The following is a 17,528-nucleotide window of genomic DNA, read 5'->3' on the forward strand; positions in this document are numbered from 1 at the left end:
CCTCAGACAAACATGCGCGATATCAGGTAGAACAGGCAGCAATACAGCGCGGTATTGAACAATGCAGGGTGCCAGACGAAATCGTAGATCCCGGTAGGGACCAGCACCTTGCGCACCAGCCAGAAGATCGCCAGTGATAAAAGAAGCTCGAAAAATATCGGTGGGAACGACAGACCGAACACCACGATAACGGGAAACAGACTCATGTTGACCTTGATTAGAGAGAGTGCAGGCTTCAGAATTTTTTAGCGCACGCCATCGCAGGAGAGCAAGAAACGCCGGGCGAGAATGGCGCAGCCGTTATGTAATAAATAATATATTAACGTAACTGTTATGCTGTTATCTATAATATGTGATCTAAATCACTTTTAAGCCAGAGTGAACAATGGAACGTTTAAAACGCATGTCGGTCTTCGCCAAAGTGGTTGAACTGGGCTCCTTTACCGCCGCTGCACGCCAGCTTCAGATGAGCGTCTCATCCATCAGCCAGACGGTGTCCAAACTGGAAGATGAGCTTCAGGTCAAGCTGCTCAACCGCAGCACCCGCAGCATTGGGCTGACGGAAGCGGGTAAAATTTACTATCAGGGCTGTCGCCGCATGCTGCTTGAAGTGCAGGATGTTCACGAACAGCTTTATGCCTTCAACAACACCCCCATCGGCACGCTGCGCATCGGGTGTTCTTCAACTATGGCACAAAATGTTCTCGCTGCCATGACCGCGGATATGCTGAAAGAGTACCCCGGGCTTACCGTCAATCTGGTGACGGGTATCCCGGCGCCGGATCTGATTGCCGACGGGCTGGACGTGGTGATCCGCGTCGGCGCGCTGCAGGATTCCAGCCTGTTCTCGCGTCGGCTGGGCAGCATGCCGATGGTGGTCTGTGCATCGAAAAGCTATCTGGCGCAGTACGGTGTGCCGGAGAAACCCGCCGACCTCACTAACCACTCATGGCTGGAGTACAGCGTGCGGCCCGACAATGAATTTGAGCTGATCGCCCCGGAAGGGATCTCCACCCGACTGCTGCCGGAAGGGCGTTTTGTCACTAACGATCCGATGACCATTTCGCGCTGGCTGGTGGCCGGCGCCGGGATCGCCTACGTGCCGCTGATGTGGGTGATCAACGAGATCAACAGCGGCGTGCTGGAGATCCTCTTCCCACGCTACCAGTCCGATCCGCGCCCGGTGTACGCCCTGTATACCGAAAAAGACAAACTCCCGCTCAAGGTACAGGTGTGTATTAACTATCTGACCGAGTATTTTGTGGACGTGGCGGAGCTGTTTCAGGGGATGCGGGGAAGAAGGAAGGAATAATCGATTTATCCCTGAAAGTATATGAGCGATGAATATTTCCAGGATAAAACCCCTCTGCATTCTGGAATATTCCTTCGCCACTATCAGGAATAGCTAATTGACACTGCCGCCGCGCGCCCTTTACTTTATAAACAGTCTGCTGTTCAGACTGTTATTAATTTGTTGCTGATATGAATAATAAAATGTATTCCGCAGGATGACATTAAACAAGGAAAAGAAATGAATCTATTTGAACAAACACCGCCTTCACGCAGGCGCTATGGGCTCGCCGCATTCGTCGGTTTAATTGCAGGGATTGTCTCCGCGTTTGTCAAATGGGGAGCCGAGGTGCCGCTTCCGCCACGCAGCCCCACCGATTTATTTACCGGCGCATGCGGGCCTGAGCAATTAATAAGAGCCGCAAGCCAGATTGACTGTTCACGTAATTTTTTAAACCCTCCCTATGTATTTTTACGTGACTGGCTGGGTGTTGTTGATCCTAACGCAGCGGTTTATACATTTGCCGGACATATATTTAACTGGGTCGGCGTGACGCATATTATTTTCTCAATCGTCTTCGCTGTCGGGTATTGTGTCGTTGCTGAAGTCTTCCCGAAAATTAAACTCTGGCAGGGTTTGCTGGCGGGTGCGTTAGCTCAGCTCTTTGTGCATATGATCTCCTTCCCGCTGATGGGGCTGACGCCACCGCTGTTTGAGCTGCCGTGGTATGAACACGTGTCAGAGATCGTGGGCCATCTGGTCTGGTTCTGGTCGATCGAAATCATTCGTCGTGATTTACGTAACCGCATCACGCACGAGCCGGATCCGGAGATACCGCTGGGTCAATTACGCTAAAAAAAAGGCGCTACTGATGTAGCGCCTTTTTTATGAAGGAGTCAGGTCAGGCTGTACCGCCCACCGTTAGGTTGTCCACTTTCAGCGTTGGCTGGCCCACGCCAACCGGCAGGCTCTGGCCCTCTTTACCGCAGACGCCCACGCCGTTATCCAGCTTCAGATCGTTACCAACCATCGAGATCTGCTGCATGGCTTCAATACCGGAGCCAATCAGCGTTGCACCTTTCACCGCTTTGGTTACTTTGCCCTTCTCGATCAAGTACGCTTCTGAAGTAGAGAAGACAAACTTACCGGAGGTGATGTCCACCTGGCCGCCGCCAAAGTTTGGCGCAAAGATACCGTAATCAACGGATTCGATAATCTCCTGCGGCGTGGATTTGCCCGGCAGCATGTAAGTGTTGGTCATGCGCGGCATCGGCAGATGCGCGTAAGATTCACGGCGTCCGTTGCCCGTCGGCGCAACACCCATCAGGCGCGCGTTGAGTTTGTCCTGCATGTAGCCTTTCAGCACGCCGTTTTCGATCAGCACATTGTACTGGCCTGGCGTACCTTCATCGTCGATAGCCACCGAGCCACGGCGATCGCGCATGGTGCCGTCATCCACCACGGTGCACAGCTCCGAGGAGACAAGCTGCCCGATCTGTCCACTGAACACGGACGTCCCGCGACGGTTAAAGTCGCCTTCCAGGCCGTGGCCTACCGCCTCATGCAACAATACGCCCGGCCAGCCGGCACCCAGCACCACCGGGAATGAGCCCGCCGGCGCCGCGACGGCATTCAGATTCACCAGCGCCATACGCACGGCTTCTTTTGCCCACGCGTCAGCGCGCGCTTCACCGTCAACGTCGCCCAGGAACCAGTCATAGCCGAAACGACCGCCGCCGCCGCTTGAGCCGCGCTCGCGTTTGCCGTCCTCATCAACCTGCACGCTGATGGAGAGACGCACCAGCGGGCGAACATCTGCCGCCAGGGTGCCGTCCGTTGCCGCCACCAGAATCAGTTCATACACACCGCTCAGGCTGGCTGAAACTTCCTGCACGCGTTTGTCCGCCGCGCGGGCGACTTTGTCCACGCGACGCAGGATATCCAGCTTCTCTTCACGGCTCATGCTCTGCAGCGGATCGATGCTGGTATAGAGCGCAGAGTGCTGCACTTCTCCGAGGGTTTTCACGCGACCATCGCCGGTATCACGCACAATGGTACGCGCGGCCTGCGCGCTCTGCTCAAGTGCGGTGAGGCTAATCTGATCGGCATAGGCAAAACCGGTTTTCTCGCCGCTGACGGCACGGACGCCGACGCCCTGGTCGATGTTGTAGGAGCCATCTTTGATGATGCTGTCTTCTAAAACCCAGGATTCGTGATAGCTCGACTGGAAATAAAGGTCGCCGTAGTCGAGACGGCGTTCGGTCAGTTGACCAAGAATGGAGAACAGGTCCTGATGGCTCAGGCCGTTCGCTGCGAGCAAATGTTCACTTACCAGGTTCAGACTCATCGTATTGCTACTCGTTCGTTGCCGCCCGTGGCGGTATAAAGATCGTATTTATTGAGAGTGAGGCAATTACCTGCCCACGTCAAATCATTGCTGTGCATCTTTGCGCGGCTGGCGCAGCACCTCGTTAATCTGCGGTTTATCTACCGGACCGGTAATGCGGTAGCGCAGAATGGAGACCTTGCTCCAGAGTGGCCCCAGCACTTTACTGGCGGCAAACACCGCCGCACCAACAATCGGGTTCACCACGAAAGCTGCCGCCACACCCACGCTCGCGGAAATTTCCGGTGCCACGACGGCTTCCATATCCAGTTCGCGACGCACGAGGTTAACGGAGCCTTTCATGGCGATATCCGCTTCAAGGCCATCCACCAGCGTGTCGTCCGTGTGCAGAACGCCGTCCTTGATCCACGCCGTACTGCGGATGGAATCGTAGTAGAAACCTTCGTTGAAGGTATCACTGAAATCGAAGCGCAGCTTGCGCAGCAGCGCGTCAAAACTCAGCAGGCGCAGGATCTGTCCGGCACGCCCCGTGCTTACGTCGGCGATCTCACCTTTGCCGAAGTGGGTTTTCAGAATGCCGTTAAGCGAGGCCTCATCCGGCTTCCACGGTGCGTCGCGCCAGTGAAGATCGTAATCGACATCAAATGACGAGCCGCGCAGCGGCGTGCTGATACCAAAGAAACTGGCTGCCGCATCCAGTTTGTTGCCTTTAATGTCGCCCTTCAGGGACGTCCGCTGCTCGCCCGGGTTATTCACCCATTCCCCTGCGGCCGTCATGCGGCCAAATCCGGTATCAACCAGGCCGCCGGAGAGCGTAAGCGTGTTTCCCTGGATGGCAAAATCACCGTCGATGCGGCCATATTTCTGCCCCCACAGCCAGCAATCCGCACAGCGCAGCTGGAGATCGGGCCAGCCGCTAAAATCGACGCGGGAGGTATGACTCAGCGGCGACGTCTCTGCCGGTTTGTCTTTCCCGCTCGCGGCGCTTGCCGGGTTGTAGTAGAGGTAGCGGATCGCCGCCTGCCACGGCGCGTGATTGCGCATGGTCAGCGTACCGTTGATCTCTCTGCCCTGGGCCTCCACCTTCGTGCCGTTAGCGCCAGGCTGCGAGACAATGCTCAGGTTGTTCCACTGCTGCCCGCCCAGCATCAGCGACGGCGTACGTACGGTAATGGTTTGCGGGAACTGGGCGGTTTCATCAACGTTTTGCCCAACGCCTTTCTGGAACAGCGCCAGCCACTCAGCACCGTCCATCGGCGGGAGGTTCAGCTCAATGCCCGTCTGCTCCGGCAGCGGCGGCGTGGAGCGGCTATCCGTTGTCCAAATGGCTTTGTCGAGGGTGAGTTTGCGGTTAAGCAGCCAGCGGCTGTTGAAGTGGTTTGTCCCACCCGCGCTGCCGGTCAGCGCGAAGCTGTTCAGGTTGCCATCGACGTTCAGCTTTACCGGCAACGGCTGTCCGGCCTGTTTATCCAGCGGCGCAGGCAGCTGGCTCTGAAGGTTTTTCAGATCGCCCGTGATGTCGACCTTATACTGGGCACCCGCGTGATAAGGCAGGTCGATTGCCACTTTACCCTGCCAGGCAACCGCCCCCTCCACTGACGCCTCAATGGGCTTCGGCAGGACGTCCATACGTGATGGTTGCCAGTTACCGTCCAGATTGACGGCTACCTGATAGGCCTTTTCACCCTCGGTCGTCGTGAAGTCAATATTAACGGGCTGATTAAACCAGCTGGCCGTAAGCGGCTCGCTCTTCAGGTTACCGTTCTCAAAGCTGAACTGCCCGCTGAGATTTTTCAGCGTGCTCTCAAGGGGTTTGATGAACAGACTGTTGTTCTTCAGACGGACGTCGCCTTTGGCGGTGGTCATCTTGCCGTCCAGCGGGATATCAAGATGTAAGCGAGCATTCACATCGCCATCAAGCTGCAGCTGTTGAAGCGTCGCGGCCAGCGACTCTTTCAGCGGCGTCTCCTCAAAGTACGGTCCGACCGCCTTGCCGGGACCGTTGATGTCGGCATCAATCAGCAGCTTCTCTTTTGAGTAGTCCGGAATGTTGGCCGTCAGGTTACTGGCCGTCACGCCGCCCAGCGCCACGCTGTCGGACTTCATCCACAGGCCGTCATTGAGGAAATTAAGTTCGATATCCAGGTTTTTCAGCGCGGGCCAGCCCGGCTGGAACGCGAAGGTGGCGTTATGCAGCGGCACCAGCACCTGGAACTGGCCTTCATTATGTTTATACGGGAAAAGATGCGGATTTCCGCCGTAGACCAGCGTGGCATTGTCCGCCTGACCGCCCTGAATCGCCCCGCTGAGATAGTCTACCAGCGCTTTTCCCATCAGGTTTTCCGGGAAGTAGCGCCAGGCCTGAGAGCCATCATCGGTGCTGATCCCGGCGAGAATACCCAGCCACGGCTCATCCCCTTCAGGCTGCAGATAGCGGAAATCGCCGCGCGCGTGCACCGCTTTGGCTTTCACATCGATATGGCGTCCATCAAGCTGGAAACCCTTGTCGTTACGGAGCCAGTTAAGCACCGCGCTGCCCTGTTTGATTTCTAGCGGCGCGCGGAAGACCGTCTCGTAAGGCATTTTGGCGTCGTGCATATCAACCGTCAGCCTGCCGTTTTCCACGCTGCCTTCCAGCTTGCCGCTAAAGTGCTCTGCACCCGGCAGCAGCTTCCACTGCTTCCAGGCAAGATCTTTCCACGTTGCCTGGAAGCGGGTTTTTTCCGTCGCCTGGAGCGGGATATCCAGCGCCAGAGCGTCTATCTTCCCGCTCGGCTGCGTTGCCAGCCAGATCTCGCCGAGATCGGGAGAGAGCTTTGCCGCCATCGAGCGCAGCCCTTCAATGGCGGCCAAATCCAGGTTGCTGGCACGGATGCGCAGCTCGTCGCTGCGTTTACTGGCCGTGCCGCCAACGTCCTGCTCCGGCATCCAGGCCAGCGTCAGCGCACCGCGCGGCCACGGCTTGCCGTCCATCGTGATGCGCGTATCGGGAATGGCAAACTGCCAGCCCTCTTTCTCCTGCGTTACGTGTGCGGTGAGGTTATCGACGGAAAGCTGATGCTGTTGTTTTTCGCCTTTCCAGCTCGCGCCCCCCTGCTTGAGCCAGATATCACCGCTGGCAAATTCGCCTTTCGTCAGGGTCAGCCAGCCTTCAAGACTGAAGCGGGCCGTTTCCAGCTGCATATTTTGCTGGAGCCAGTCGCCCAGCCACGGCTTGACGTCCACATCGTCGGCCTGCAGCCAGACTTTGCCGTTATTTAACAGGCCGTCATCGTCGCGCAGATCCATGCGCACCTGCATCACGCCGTGCTGGCCGTTCAGGCTTGAGAGATTGACCTGCCCCTCGGCGCGGTGCCGATCCTTACCGTTGAGCCAGGTCAGCTGCGGGATCGCCAGCTCGGCGCGCTGGCCGGAAAGAGTAATAAAGCTCACTTCGCTGTCACGCAGATCGAAATGATCGAACTGGCGGAGGAAAAGATCGCTGAAGCGGTTGGCTTCAAGCCCCTGACCGCTATCGCTACCGGACAGCGGCGTATTGGTCAGGAACTGGAGTTGATAAAAGGTGAGATCGCGAAACTGCCAGCGCAGATGCAGCAGGCTTTGCCAGACGTCCAGCGCCAGGGTCACGCGTTTGATTTTCAGATAACCGCCATCTTTCAGGCGGGCGTTGATATCCCGGACATCGAGCGTCGGGCCAAAATTTTGCCAGTTAGCGCTGACCTGACTGACGTTCACCGGCACGCCGGTGGTGGATTCGATTTTCGCCAGCAGCTGCGGACGCCAGCTGTCCAGATGCGGCAATACGAGGCGTAGCCCGCTCACGAGCAACGCGACAATCACGACCAGCGTTGCCCCTGTAAGCAATAAAATCCCCGGCAATCGCCTCACGCATCTCTCCTTGTCAGCATTCGTCACGCAGCGTACTGCGCTTACATCATCACGACGTCAAACTGCTCCTGGTTATAGAGCGGTTCAATTTGTACTTTTACCTGTTTGCCGACAAAGATTTCCACTTCCGCCAGCGCGTGTGACTCTTCGCCTTTCAGCGCTTCAGCCACCGCAGGGGAAGCATAGACCAGAAAACGGTCGGAGTCGTAGGCATGATGCACACGCACAATTTCACGCATAATTTCGTAGCAGACGGTCTCAACCGTCTTTACCGTTCCGCGTCCATGGCAGGTCGGGCATTCATTACACAGCACATGCTCCACGCTCTCGCGGGTACGCTTACGCGTCATTTCCACCAGCCCCAGCTGTGAGAAGCCGTTGATGCTGGTTTTCACGCGATCTTTACTCAACGCCTGCTCAAGCGAGTGCAGCACGCGGCGACGATGGTCTTCATTACTCATATCGATGAAGTCGATGATGATAATGCCGCCCAGATTGCGCAGACGAAGCTGGCGCGCAATCGCCTGCGTGGCTTCGATGTTGGTGTTGAAGATGGTGTCATCGAGATTGCGATGGCCGACAAACGCGCCGGTGTTAATATCGACGGTGGTCATCGCTTCGGTCTGATCGATGATCAGATAGCCGCCTGACTTCAGTTCAACCTTACGCTCCAGCGCACGCTGGATCTCGTTTTCGACATCATAGAGATCGAAGATCGGCTGACGCCCTGAATAATGCTCCAGCAGGCCAGGCATCTCGGGGATATATTCGGCGGTAAATTCCAGCAGCGCTTCATAGGTCAGGCGCGAGTCCACGCGAATGCGGTCGAGCTGCGCATCAGCAAAGTCACGCAGAACGCGTTGTGCAAGCGCCAGTTCACCGTAGAGCTGGTAGCGGGTCTGGTTGCGTTTTTTACGCTCCATCACTTTGGTCCAGACGCGCTTCAGGTATGCCGCATCCGACGCCAGGTCTTCCTCGCTGATCCCCTCTGCGGCGGTACGGATGATGAACCCGCCCTGCTCATCGCAGTAGGCGCTGACCACTTTTTTCAGACGCTCGCGCTCGCTTTCGCTCTCAATACGCTGCGAAACGCCCACGTGCGACGCGCCGGGCATAAAGACCAGATAGCGGGAAGGTAAGGTGATGTCGGTGGTCAGACGGGCGCCTTTGGTACCGAGGGGATCTTTCACCACCTGCACCATCAGATCCTGTCCCTGACGCACCAGTTCGGAAATGTCGCGCACGGCAAACTGCTTTTGCTCTTCGCCCGCGACGCACTCGGTGTGCGGCATGATATCGGAGGCATGTAAAAATGCCGCCTTATCCAGTCCAATATCTACAAAAGCCGCCTGCATACCCGGTAGTACACGACTGACACGACCTTTGTAGATATTGCCTACTATTCCGCGCCGCGCTTCACGCTCAATATGAATTTCCTGAAGAATGCCACCATCAATATAGGCCACACGGGTTTCCGATGGCGTTACGTTTACCAACAATTCAGCCGTCATAATTATCCCTTCCCTCACGCAGTGAGTTAAAATTGCTCAGCAACTCATACGTTTCCACCAGCGGTAAGCCGACTACGGCGTGATAGCTGCCATGAATCTTCCTGACAAAACAGCCACCCAGCCCCTGAATACCGTATGCACCTGCCTTATCCATTGGTTCACCGCTGGCAATATAAGCGGCGATGTCGTCGTCGGTAAGCACTCTGAACGTCACTTCTGTCACCACCAGGCAATCCAGCACATGCTGGCTGTCAGCCAGCGCGACGGCCGTCATCACCTGATGCGTATGTCCGGACAGTTTGCGCAGCATGCGCACCGCATGATCGGCGTCGCGCGGTTTCTCAAGCACTTCACCGTTCAGAATAACGATGGTATCTGCTCCCAGCACGGGGAGATCGCATGGCACACTGGCCACGCCCGCCTGCGCTTTCTCACGCGCCAGGCGAGACACGTACTGTTGCGCGCTTTCGCCCTCAGCACGTTTTTCTTCAATGCCGGTCACGATGCGTTCAAAAGAGACCCCTAGCTGCGTCAGGAGTTCCTGACGGCGCGGGGAGCCGGAAGCGAGATACAAAGACGTCATAGAAACCTTTTATTGCACAGCAAACTGCTGGCGAACCTTACGCATCAGCAGGAATAACCATGGCCAGAGCACACCGTTTACTACACTACTCCAGAACACTTCCGGTCGGAAAGAGACGTTGATCACTAAAAACTCTGCCCAGAAAACAACGATATCCGCAGCGAGCGACAATAGCATCACCACCAGGGCCTGTTGCCAGAGCGCAAGGTTACGGAAGAGCTGGAATTTGAGTGCGACGAGGTACGCAATAATGCTCATGGACAAGGCGCGCACGCCAAGCGTAGAGCCGCTAATGAGATCCAGTATGGCACCCATCACGAAACCTGTGCCGACATTTACGCGATGCGGCAGGGCAAGGATCCAGTAGAGCAAAATGAGCAATACCCAGTTTGGCCGGAAAACGAGAATGTCATCCGGCCAGGGCATCACTTGCAGCAACAGTGCAATGAGAAACGAGAGCCAGATGACCCAGCGTCCCTGGCTACGATAGCTTGCCACTACTGCCCTCCCGAAGAGAGTTTAGGCGGTGGCGGCGCATCCGGCAGCGGCTGCGTTAACCCGGTTGCCGGCGCCGGGACTGGCGCAGGTGGCCCCATGGAATCCGCAGGCGGGAGAACCTGCGGCATCATCTGCATCAGGCGCTCATTTGCTACGCGATGCACCTCTTCAGGCGTCATCGGGTTAGCACCGTTACGATCGGCGCCCCACAGCAGCAGCAGATAGCGCAGACGCTGCAAACCGGCGGTTGGACGCGCCTGAATTACGGTATAGGCACGCTGCGTATCCAGCTTCACTGAAGAAACCACCGCAACCGGATAGCCCTCAGGGAAGCGTCCGCCCAGACCGGAGGTCACCAGAACGTCACCCACGCGGATATCCGTGTTAGCCGGCAGGTGTTCCAGCTGCAGGTCGTCCGTACAGCCATTACCGGCCGCAATCACGCGGATGTCGTTACGCAGGACCTGGATCGGCAGCGCATGCGTGGCATCGCAAATCAGCAGCACGCGGCTGGTCAGCTTGGCCACGGCAACCACCTGGCCCACGACGCCTTTATCACTGATAACAGGCTGACCTTCATACACCCCGTTCACGCTCCCTTTGTCGATCACAACCTGATCGCTGTAGGGGTCGTTCACGGTGGAGATCACCTGCGTGACCATTTTCTGCTCATCCTGACGCAGCGGCGAGCCGAGCAGTTCACGCAGACGCGCGTTTTCCTGCTTGTATTGCCCCAGCATCAGCAGTTCGCTGTTTTTCAGCAACAGTTCCTGACGTAATGCCCGGTTTTCGAGTTCGAGTTGGTCGCGCGAAGACAGCGTTTGAGAAACGGAGTCGAGCAGTTCACGGGGACCATTTGAAACAAAGTAGAAAGGACTGACGGCGGTATCCATGTACGTTCTGATCTGGCTGAACGTACCGAGGCGGCTATCGGCAATAATGACCCCAAGCGCAACCAGAACCGCCAGAATGAGGCGAAACTGTAGCGATGGGCCACGGCTAAAAATTGGCTTCATAGGCTATGCGTATTCTCGCGTCAGAGAGAAAGGGTAGCAAATTGCTACCCTCTCAAACTCGACTACTCTTCGCTGAACAAATCGCCGCCGTGCATGTCGATCATTTCCAGCGCCTTGCCACCACCACGGGCGACGCAAGTCAGTGGATCTTCTGCAACTACGACAGGAATACCTGTCTCTTCCATTAACAGGCGGTCGAGGTTACGCAGCAGCGCACCACCACCGGTCAGAACCATACCGCGCTCGGAGATATCGGACGCCAGCTCTGGTGGGCACTGTTCCAGCGCGACCATTACCGCGCTCACGATACCCGTCAGTGGTTCCTGCAGTGCTTCCAGAATTTCGTTGGAGTTCAGGGTGAAACCGCGTGGCACACCTTCAGCCAGGTTACGGCCACGTACTTCGATCTCACGCACTTCATCGCCCGGATACGCAGAGCCGATTTCGTGTTTGATACGCTCTGCGGTGGCTTCACCGATCAGAGAGCCGTAGTTACGGCGTACATAATTAATGATGGCTTCGTCGAAGCGGTCACCACCGATACGTACGGAAGAGGAGTACACCACGCCGTTCAGAGAGATAACGGCCACTTCAGTGGTACCACCACCGATATCCACCACCATGGAACCGGTCGCTTCAGACACAGGCAGACCAGCACCGATGGCCGCCGCCATTGGCTCTTCAATCAGGAACACTTCACGCGCACCTGCGCCCTGGGCAGATTCACGGATTGCGCGACGCTCTACCTGGGTTGCACCAACCGGCACACACACCAGAACACGCGGGCTTGGGCGCATGAAGCTGTTGCTGTGAACCTGCTTGATGAAGTGCTGAAGCATTTTTTCAGTCACGAAGAAGTCGGCGATAACGCCGTCTTTCATTGGGCGAATGGCGGCGATGTTGCCAGGGGTACGACCCAGCATCTGCTTCGCGTCATGACCCACTGCGGCCACGCTTTTCGGCGAGCCTGCACGATCCTGACGAATGGCCACAACAGAAGGCTCATTCAATACGATGCCTTGTCCTTTTACATAAATAAGGGTATTCGCGGTACCCAGGTCAATGGACAGGTCATTGGAAAACATGCCACGAAATTTTTTCAACATACTAAGGGATAATCCTGAAAGCTGGGGCGGAAAACAAAATCCGCTTACTTTACCAACCACACGCAGCAGCGACAAGGCGCAAAAATCATCTGCAACGGTGAAAATTTGTGCAGTACGTTTCCTGATGTTACAAAATCATCCCCTGACTCCCTCAGGGCTGAATAAACAGTAGCGTTCCCCACTGACGTTTGTAACCCGTTAAAGGTCGTTCACTGGCTTTTTGCTCGACATACTCAAAGCTACAGGCGCGATATTCTACGTGAAAACAGCGTAAACGGCAGGTCAAACAGAGTATCTTTGCAAATATTTTTTCACGTTGGTGTCAAGCGGTTGAGAGGCAGCAAAAAAATCCCCCTGACCACCCATCACACCGCGCTCTGTTAACATCTGCCATTCACTTCTGGAGCGCACGCCCGTGGCAAATACTTGTGTTCGCGTTCCCTTGCATGCTTCTACCAGACTCTGTACCAGCAGCTGGTTTTCCGTACGCTTCTCAATATTCCTTACCAGCCCCGGATGTAGCTTTAATAACTCCACATCCAGCTCCTTGATCCAGTTGGTACTGACCAGCGTTAAACCTGCCTGAGTCACCGCCACACGCGCACCGAGCGCATTGATCAAACGTACTACCGGACGTAACCGGCTGATGTGTTGACCTACATCGGCCTCAGCAAGTTCAAAAATAATGTGTTTGCGTTGCGATTTTTCGCATTGCATTAATGTATCACGAAGCCAGCGCTGAAAACGTGGGCGTATTAATGACTCAACGGTAACCTGTAATGCCAGGCTCTCTTCAGGCCAAAAAGATAAAAACGGAATCAATCGGGTAATTTGCTGGCGGTCATACTCTTCGGACAGGCCAAATTGCAGGACCATCGGCAGATATTCCGCCGAGATAACCTCTTCCGAACCGTCAAAAATACGACACATCAGTTCACGGTGATGAACGTTGCCGTTTTTCATGACCGCGGGTTTTTGATAAATACGTGGTCCACCGCGGCTAAGCATTTGCTCAATCAAAGTACGCCAGCGCACATTACCACGCCCTTTTTCCGGCAGCGAGTCATCGTAAACCGCCCATCCGTTCGCCCCCTGCAACACGGCGTTGCGGGTGGCAGCTTCCGCATGTTCCATCACCTGTTCTGTGGATTGTCCGCCACGCCAGGCGCAGATCCCCATGTGGACCATATCGTCCCTGTCGAGCATTTTGCTCTGCGGCAGCGCATCCACCGCCTTCAACAGCTGGCTGGCGATGCTTTCCGACTCTTTCAGCGTACGATGAGGCAACAATACGGCAAAGTCGCTGCGGTGATAGCGGGCCAGCAGCGCGCCCGGGTAGCGCATAATAAAGGTGGAGAGCAGGTTGATCAGCGTAAAGAGATTTTCTTCCGCAGCCCGCTGTCCCCAGGTATCGCGCAGGAGATCGAAATCGGGCAGGCGAATCATCATCACCACCCCGTGTGTCCCCACTTTTTCTGAATCGTCGAGCAGCGTCGCGAGCTGATTATCAAAGAAAAGACGGTTGTTAAGGCCAGTTTTATTATCCTGGGCGGCATAAGAGCGAATCAGCGTATCCATTCGGCTGCGCTGGTCGCTGGCAAACTGGATTTCCGAGAGCAGCGTATCCAGCGCGCTGCTGGCGCGTGACGGCCACTCATGGACCGAGCCACGCACCTGCGGACCGCGTTCACCGTTAAGGATCCGCACGGAGCGCATCTCCAGCAGCTCCTGGCCGGAGAGCTGGCGGCGCAGCCAGCGGACCGCGAGAAAGATCAGCAGGACGATAAACGCAACGGCGACGGTGAGCGGTGCGGTGGTCATCATTGAACGAAAATAGCTCGCCATCGGATCGAGGTAGACCATGTGTATGGTCATCCCCGGATTTTTCAGGGAATGCACCGTCACTTCCCGATACTGGCTCACCACGCCCGCGGGACGATAGCTTCCCGGCCGTTCGTGGCTTAAAACACGATGCTTTCCCTGCAGAATGTCGATCTGAACGATATCAACAGGTACCATCAACTCATCGAGCTCACTGGAGAGCGCCGGTAGCGGCGTCGTCAGCAGACGCGCATCAATCACCGATGCAACAGACTGTACCCGGTTAACCAGCTTGTCCTGAATGGCGGTGTAAAAGCTCAGGGAGCAGCCCATAAGCGTGACAAAAATGGTAAGCCCCGTCAGCAAGGTGATAAAAGCCGAGAACTTCGTCGTTAATCGCATCCTTGAGATTACTCCGTGGGTTGATGGGGTAGCGAGTAAGCGCTAACTTGCATTCCAAATGCGGCATACTACCAAATCGAGTGTATCTGGCAATTTATTGCGTTAAATCGGCATTGCGTTTCCCTGAGCGAGTATAGTCTTCAGAAATTATTTTCCAATCATCTGAGTCGAGAGGACCCCGTATGCAGGCTTTGATCTTAGAACAGCAGGACGGCAAAACGCTTGCCTCAGTGCAGGCGGTTGAAGAGAGTCGCCTGCCGGAAGGCGAAGTAACCGTCGACATCGACTGGTCCAGTTTAAATTATAAAGATGCGCTGGCGATTACCGGTAAGGGTAAAATCATCCGAAATTTCCCTATGGTGCCGGGGATTGATTTCGCTGGCCGGGTTCATACCAGCGAAGATCCGCGTTTCCATGTGGGCCAGCAGGTGCTGCTCACCGGCTGGGGGGTGGGTGAAAATCACTGGGGCGGGCTGGCAACGCAGGCGCGCGTGAAGGGCGACTGGCTGGTGCCAATGCCGAAAGGCATGGATGGCCGCAAGGCGATGATTGTCGGCACGGCAGGCTTTACCGCCATGCTGTGCGTGATGGCGCTGGAAGAGGCGGGCATCCGCCCTGAGTCGGGTGAAATTGTCGTCACCGGTGCCAGCGGCGGCGTGGGCAGCACTGCAGTCACGCTGCTGCACAAGCTGGGCTATCAGGTCGCGGCGGTGTCGGGCCGCGAAAGCACCCACGATTACCTGCGCCAGCTCGGGGCCAGCCGCATTCTCAGCCGTGACGAATTCGCCGAAACTCGTCCACTGGAAAAACAGGTCTGGGCAGGCGCGGTGGATACCGTCGGTGATAAAGTGCTGGCAAAAGTCCTGGCGCAGATGAACTACGGCGGCTGCGTGGCAGCCTGCGGACTGGCGGGCGGATTTGCCCTGCCCACCACCGTGATGCCATTTATTTTGCGTAACGTCCGCCTGCAGGGTGTGGATTCCGTGATGACCCCGCCGGCCCGTCGCCATGAAGCCTGGGAACGGCTGGTGCGCGATCTGCCGGAATCTTTCTATACCCAGAGCGCAACGGAGATAACCCTCAGCCAGGCGCCGGAATACGCCAGTAAGATCATGGACAACCAGTTCCACGGTCGTGCGCTGGTAAAAATCGCCTAATCTTCAAATTTTCGTGACATATTCGCGCGAATCCCTCTCCTCCGTCATGCTTAGGAAAACGCATGACGGAGGATGCCATGAAAAACCGAAAACTGACGGAAGCCGACGTAACGTCCGAGTCTGTCTTTATGTTACAGCGCCGCCAGATCCTGAAAATGCTTGGTATCAGCGCCACAGCCCTGACGCTCTCTCCGGCGGCACACGCCGACCTGCTAGACTGGTTTAAAGGCAACGATCGGCCGAAGGCTCCTTCCGGCGCCCCGCTCACCTTTACGAAACCCGCCCAATGGCAAAATAAACTGACGCTGACGCCAGAAGATAAAGTCACCGGCTACAACAACTTCTACGAATTTGGTCTCGACAAGGCCGATCCTGCCGCCAACGCCGGTAGCCTCAAAACCGATCCGTGGACGCTGAAGATTGATGGCGAAGTGGCAAAACCCCTGACGCTGGACCACCACGATCTCACCACCCGTTTCCCACTCGAAGAGCGTATCTATCGCATGCGCTGCGTGGAGGCCTGGTCGATGGTGGTGCCCTGGGTCGGCTTCCCGCTGCATAAACTGCTGGCGATGGTTGAGCCCACCAGCAACGCAAAATATGTCGCTTTCCAGACGCGCTATGCGCCGGACGAGATGCCAGGACAAAAAGACCGGTTTATCGGCGGCGGGCTTGAGTATCCGTATGTGGAAGGGCTACGTCTCGATGAGGCGATGCACCCGCTTACCCTGCTAACCGTTGGCGTGTACGGCAAGGCGCTTCCGCCGCAGAACGGCGCGCCCATTCGTTTAACCGTACCGTGGAAATACGGTTTCAAAGGAATTAAGTCCATCGTCAGCATTAAGCTTACCCGCGAGCGTCCTCCCACCACCTGGAATCTGGCGGCTCCGAACGAATACGGCTTCTTCGCCAACGTGAACCCGCATGTGGATCACCCGCGCTGGTCGCAGGCAACCGAGCGGTTTATCGGTTCCGGCGGTGCGCTGGACGTGAAGCGTCAGCCAACGCTGCTGTTTAACGGCTATGCGGATGAAGTGGCCTCGCTGTACCGTGGCCTCAATTTACGGGAGAACTTCTGAGTGCGTTTAACGGCAAAACAGATTACCTGGCTGAAAGTGCTGCTGCACCTGGCCGGGTTACTTCCTTTTATATGGCTGTTCTGGGCCGCCAGCCAGGGGCTCTTTAGCGCAGACCCGGCCAAGGATATCCAGCATTTTACCGGTCGGATGGCTCTGAAATTTTTACTGGCCACCTTGCTCGTCTCGCCGCTGGCGCGCTACGCTAAACAGCCACTATTGATACGCACCCGTCGGCTGTTAGGGATATGGTGTTTTGCCTGGGCGACGCTGCACCTCACCAGCTATGCCCTGCTGGAACTGGGAATTAACAATCTGGCACTGCTTGGCCGCGAACTGGTGACACGCCCTTATCTGACGCTGGGTATTGTGAGCTGGGTGATTTTACTGGCGTTAGCGCTGACCTCCACGCAATATGCGCAGCGAAAACTGGGCAGGCGCTGGCAGCTGCTACACAACTTCGTCTATCTTGTCGCGATCCTCGCCCCCATTCATTACCTGTGGTCGGTGAAGATCCTCTCCCCGCAGCCGGTCCTGTACGCACTGGCCGCCGTGGCGCTTTTAGCATGGCGTTACAAGAAGTTCCGCCAGTGGTTGCGATAGTTCGCGAAACTGTGCGTTTTCCCGCATATTCCCTGTCAACCGCAAATCTTTTTCGGATAGCGGTTGATAATCTTCCCTGATAAGACCAGTATTTAGCTGCTAAATGCTACGAAATCGTTATAATGTGCGACCTTGGTTCGCCTGACAGCGGTTTTAAGCCTCTGAAAAGGTGACATTTGCGTTTCGAAGGTATATTTTGTTTTTTACCCGAAAATCGCAGGAGATAGCG

Annotated in this window: 14 protein-coding genes; 5 read left to right on the plus strand and 9 right to left on the minus strand. The window is 56.1% G+C overall.

Annotation, left to right across the window (positions count from 1 at the left end; all coding sequences use genetic code 11):
* Window positions 1–2 precede the first annotated feature (2 nt).
* Window positions 3–206: a p-hydroxybenzoic acid efflux pump operon protein AaeX gene (aaeX, locus tag ACMGG5_RS03585; protein ID WP_003860416.1), complete on the minus strand. Its 204-nt coding sequence runs from the start codon at window positions 204–206 to the stop codon at window positions 3–5.
* 179 nt (window positions 207–385) lie between these two features.
* Between aaeX and aaeR the strand changes: the two genes are divergently transcribed.
* Window positions 386–1,312 (plus strand): HTH-type transcriptional activator AaeR, encoded by a 927-nt coding sequence (aaeR, locus tag ACMGG5_RS03590; protein ID WP_023309395.1) that lies wholly within the window; start codon window positions 386–388, stop codon window positions 1,310–1,312.
* Between the two features lie 219 nt (window positions 1,313–1,531).
* On the plus strand, window positions 1,532–2,146 hold the full coding sequence (locus tag ACMGG5_RS03595) for a YagU family protein (protein ID WP_061716406.1): 615 nt from the start codon (window positions 1,532–1,534) through the stop codon (window positions 2,144–2,146).
* A gap of 46 nt (window positions 2,147–2,192) precedes the next feature.
* Here the strand turns inward: ACMGG5_RS03595 and tldD are convergent, their stop codons facing one another.
* The 8 genes from tldD to csrD form a co-directional block, all read right to left on the minus strand.
* Entirely contained in the window at window positions 2,193–3,638 is a 1,446-nt protein-coding gene (gene tldD / locus ACMGG5_RS03600; protein ID WP_024906327.1) for a metalloprotease TldD, read from the minus strand.
* An 84-nt stretch (window positions 3,639–3,722) separates the two neighbouring features.
* Window positions 3,723–7,526, minus strand: a complete 3,804-nt coding sequence (gene yhdP / locus ACMGG5_RS03605; RefSeq protein WP_420277529.1) for an AsmA2 domain-containing protein YhdP — start codon at window positions 7,524–7,526, stop codon at window positions 3,723–3,725.
* Between the two features lie 41 nt (window positions 7,527–7,567).
* The gene (rng, locus tag ACMGG5_RS03610) at window positions 7,568–9,037 is read right to left on the minus strand and encodes a ribonuclease G (protein ID WP_032650437.1); all 1,470 of its coding nucleotides are present in this window, start codon (window positions 9,035–9,037) and stop codon (window positions 7,568–7,570) included.
* A complete protein-coding gene (locus ACMGG5_RS03615; protein WP_420277530.1) occupies window positions 9,027–9,620 on the minus strand; it encodes a Maf family protein in 594 nt (197 codons plus the stop codon). The genes rng and ACMGG5_RS03615 overlap by 11 nt, the downstream gene beginning before the upstream one ends.
* Before the next feature lie 9 nt (window positions 9,621–9,629).
* Window positions 9,630–10,118 carry a rod shape-determining protein MreD gene (gene mreD / locus ACMGG5_RS03620; RefSeq protein WP_023309399.1) on the minus strand — a complete coding sequence of 163 codons (489 nt, stop codon included), beginning with the start codon at window positions 10,116–10,118 and terminating at the stop codon, window positions 9,630–9,632.
* A complete protein-coding gene (mreC, locus tag ACMGG5_RS03625; RefSeq protein WP_023309400.1) occupies window positions 10,118–11,134 on the minus strand; it encodes a rod shape-determining protein MreC in 1,017 nt (338 codons plus the stop codon). Before mreC ends, mreD begins: the two co-directional genes overlap by 1 nt.
* 62 nt (window positions 11,135–11,196) lie before the next feature.
* The gene (mreB, locus tag ACMGG5_RS03630; protein WP_000913396.1) at window positions 11,197–12,240 is read right to left on the minus strand and encodes a rod shape-determining protein MreB; all 1,044 of its coding nucleotides are present in this window, start codon (window positions 12,238–12,240) and stop codon (window positions 11,197–11,199) included.
* Between the two features lie 282 nt (window positions 12,241–12,522).
* Window positions 12,523–14,463, minus strand: a complete 1,941-nt coding sequence (csrD, locus tag ACMGG5_RS03635; RefSeq protein WP_024906324.1) for an RNase E specificity factor CsrD — start codon at window positions 14,461–14,463, stop codon at window positions 12,523–12,525.
* A 182-nt stretch (window positions 14,464–14,645) separates the two neighbouring features.
* On the opposite strand from csrD, the gene ACMGG5_RS03640 reads away from it, so the two are divergent.
* From ACMGG5_RS03640 to msrQ, 3 genes are all read left to right on the plus strand, one after another.
* The gene (locus tag ACMGG5_RS03640; protein WP_407821338.1) at window positions 14,646–15,620 is read left to right on the plus strand and encodes an MDR family oxidoreductase; all 975 of its coding nucleotides are present in this window, start codon (window positions 14,646–14,648) and stop codon (window positions 15,618–15,620) included.
* 77 nt (window positions 15,621–15,697) lie between these two features.
* A complete protein-coding gene (gene msrP, locus ACMGG5_RS03645; RefSeq protein ID WP_023333641.1) occupies window positions 15,698–16,699 on the plus strand; it encodes a protein-methionine-sulfoxide reductase catalytic subunit MsrP in 1,002 nt (333 codons plus the stop codon).
* Entirely contained in the window at window positions 16,700–17,299 is a 600-nt protein-coding gene (gene msrQ / locus ACMGG5_RS03650; RefSeq protein ID WP_420277531.1) for a protein-methionine-sulfoxide reductase heme-binding subunit MsrQ, read from the plus strand.
* Window positions 17,300–17,528: the final 229 nt, after the last annotated feature.

The organism is Enterobacter sp. BNK-34, assembly GCF_048684445.1.
GTDB classification, from domain to species: Bacteria; Pseudomonadota; Gammaproteobacteria; order Enterobacterales; family Enterobacteriaceae; genus Enterobacter; species Enterobacter pseudoroggenkampii.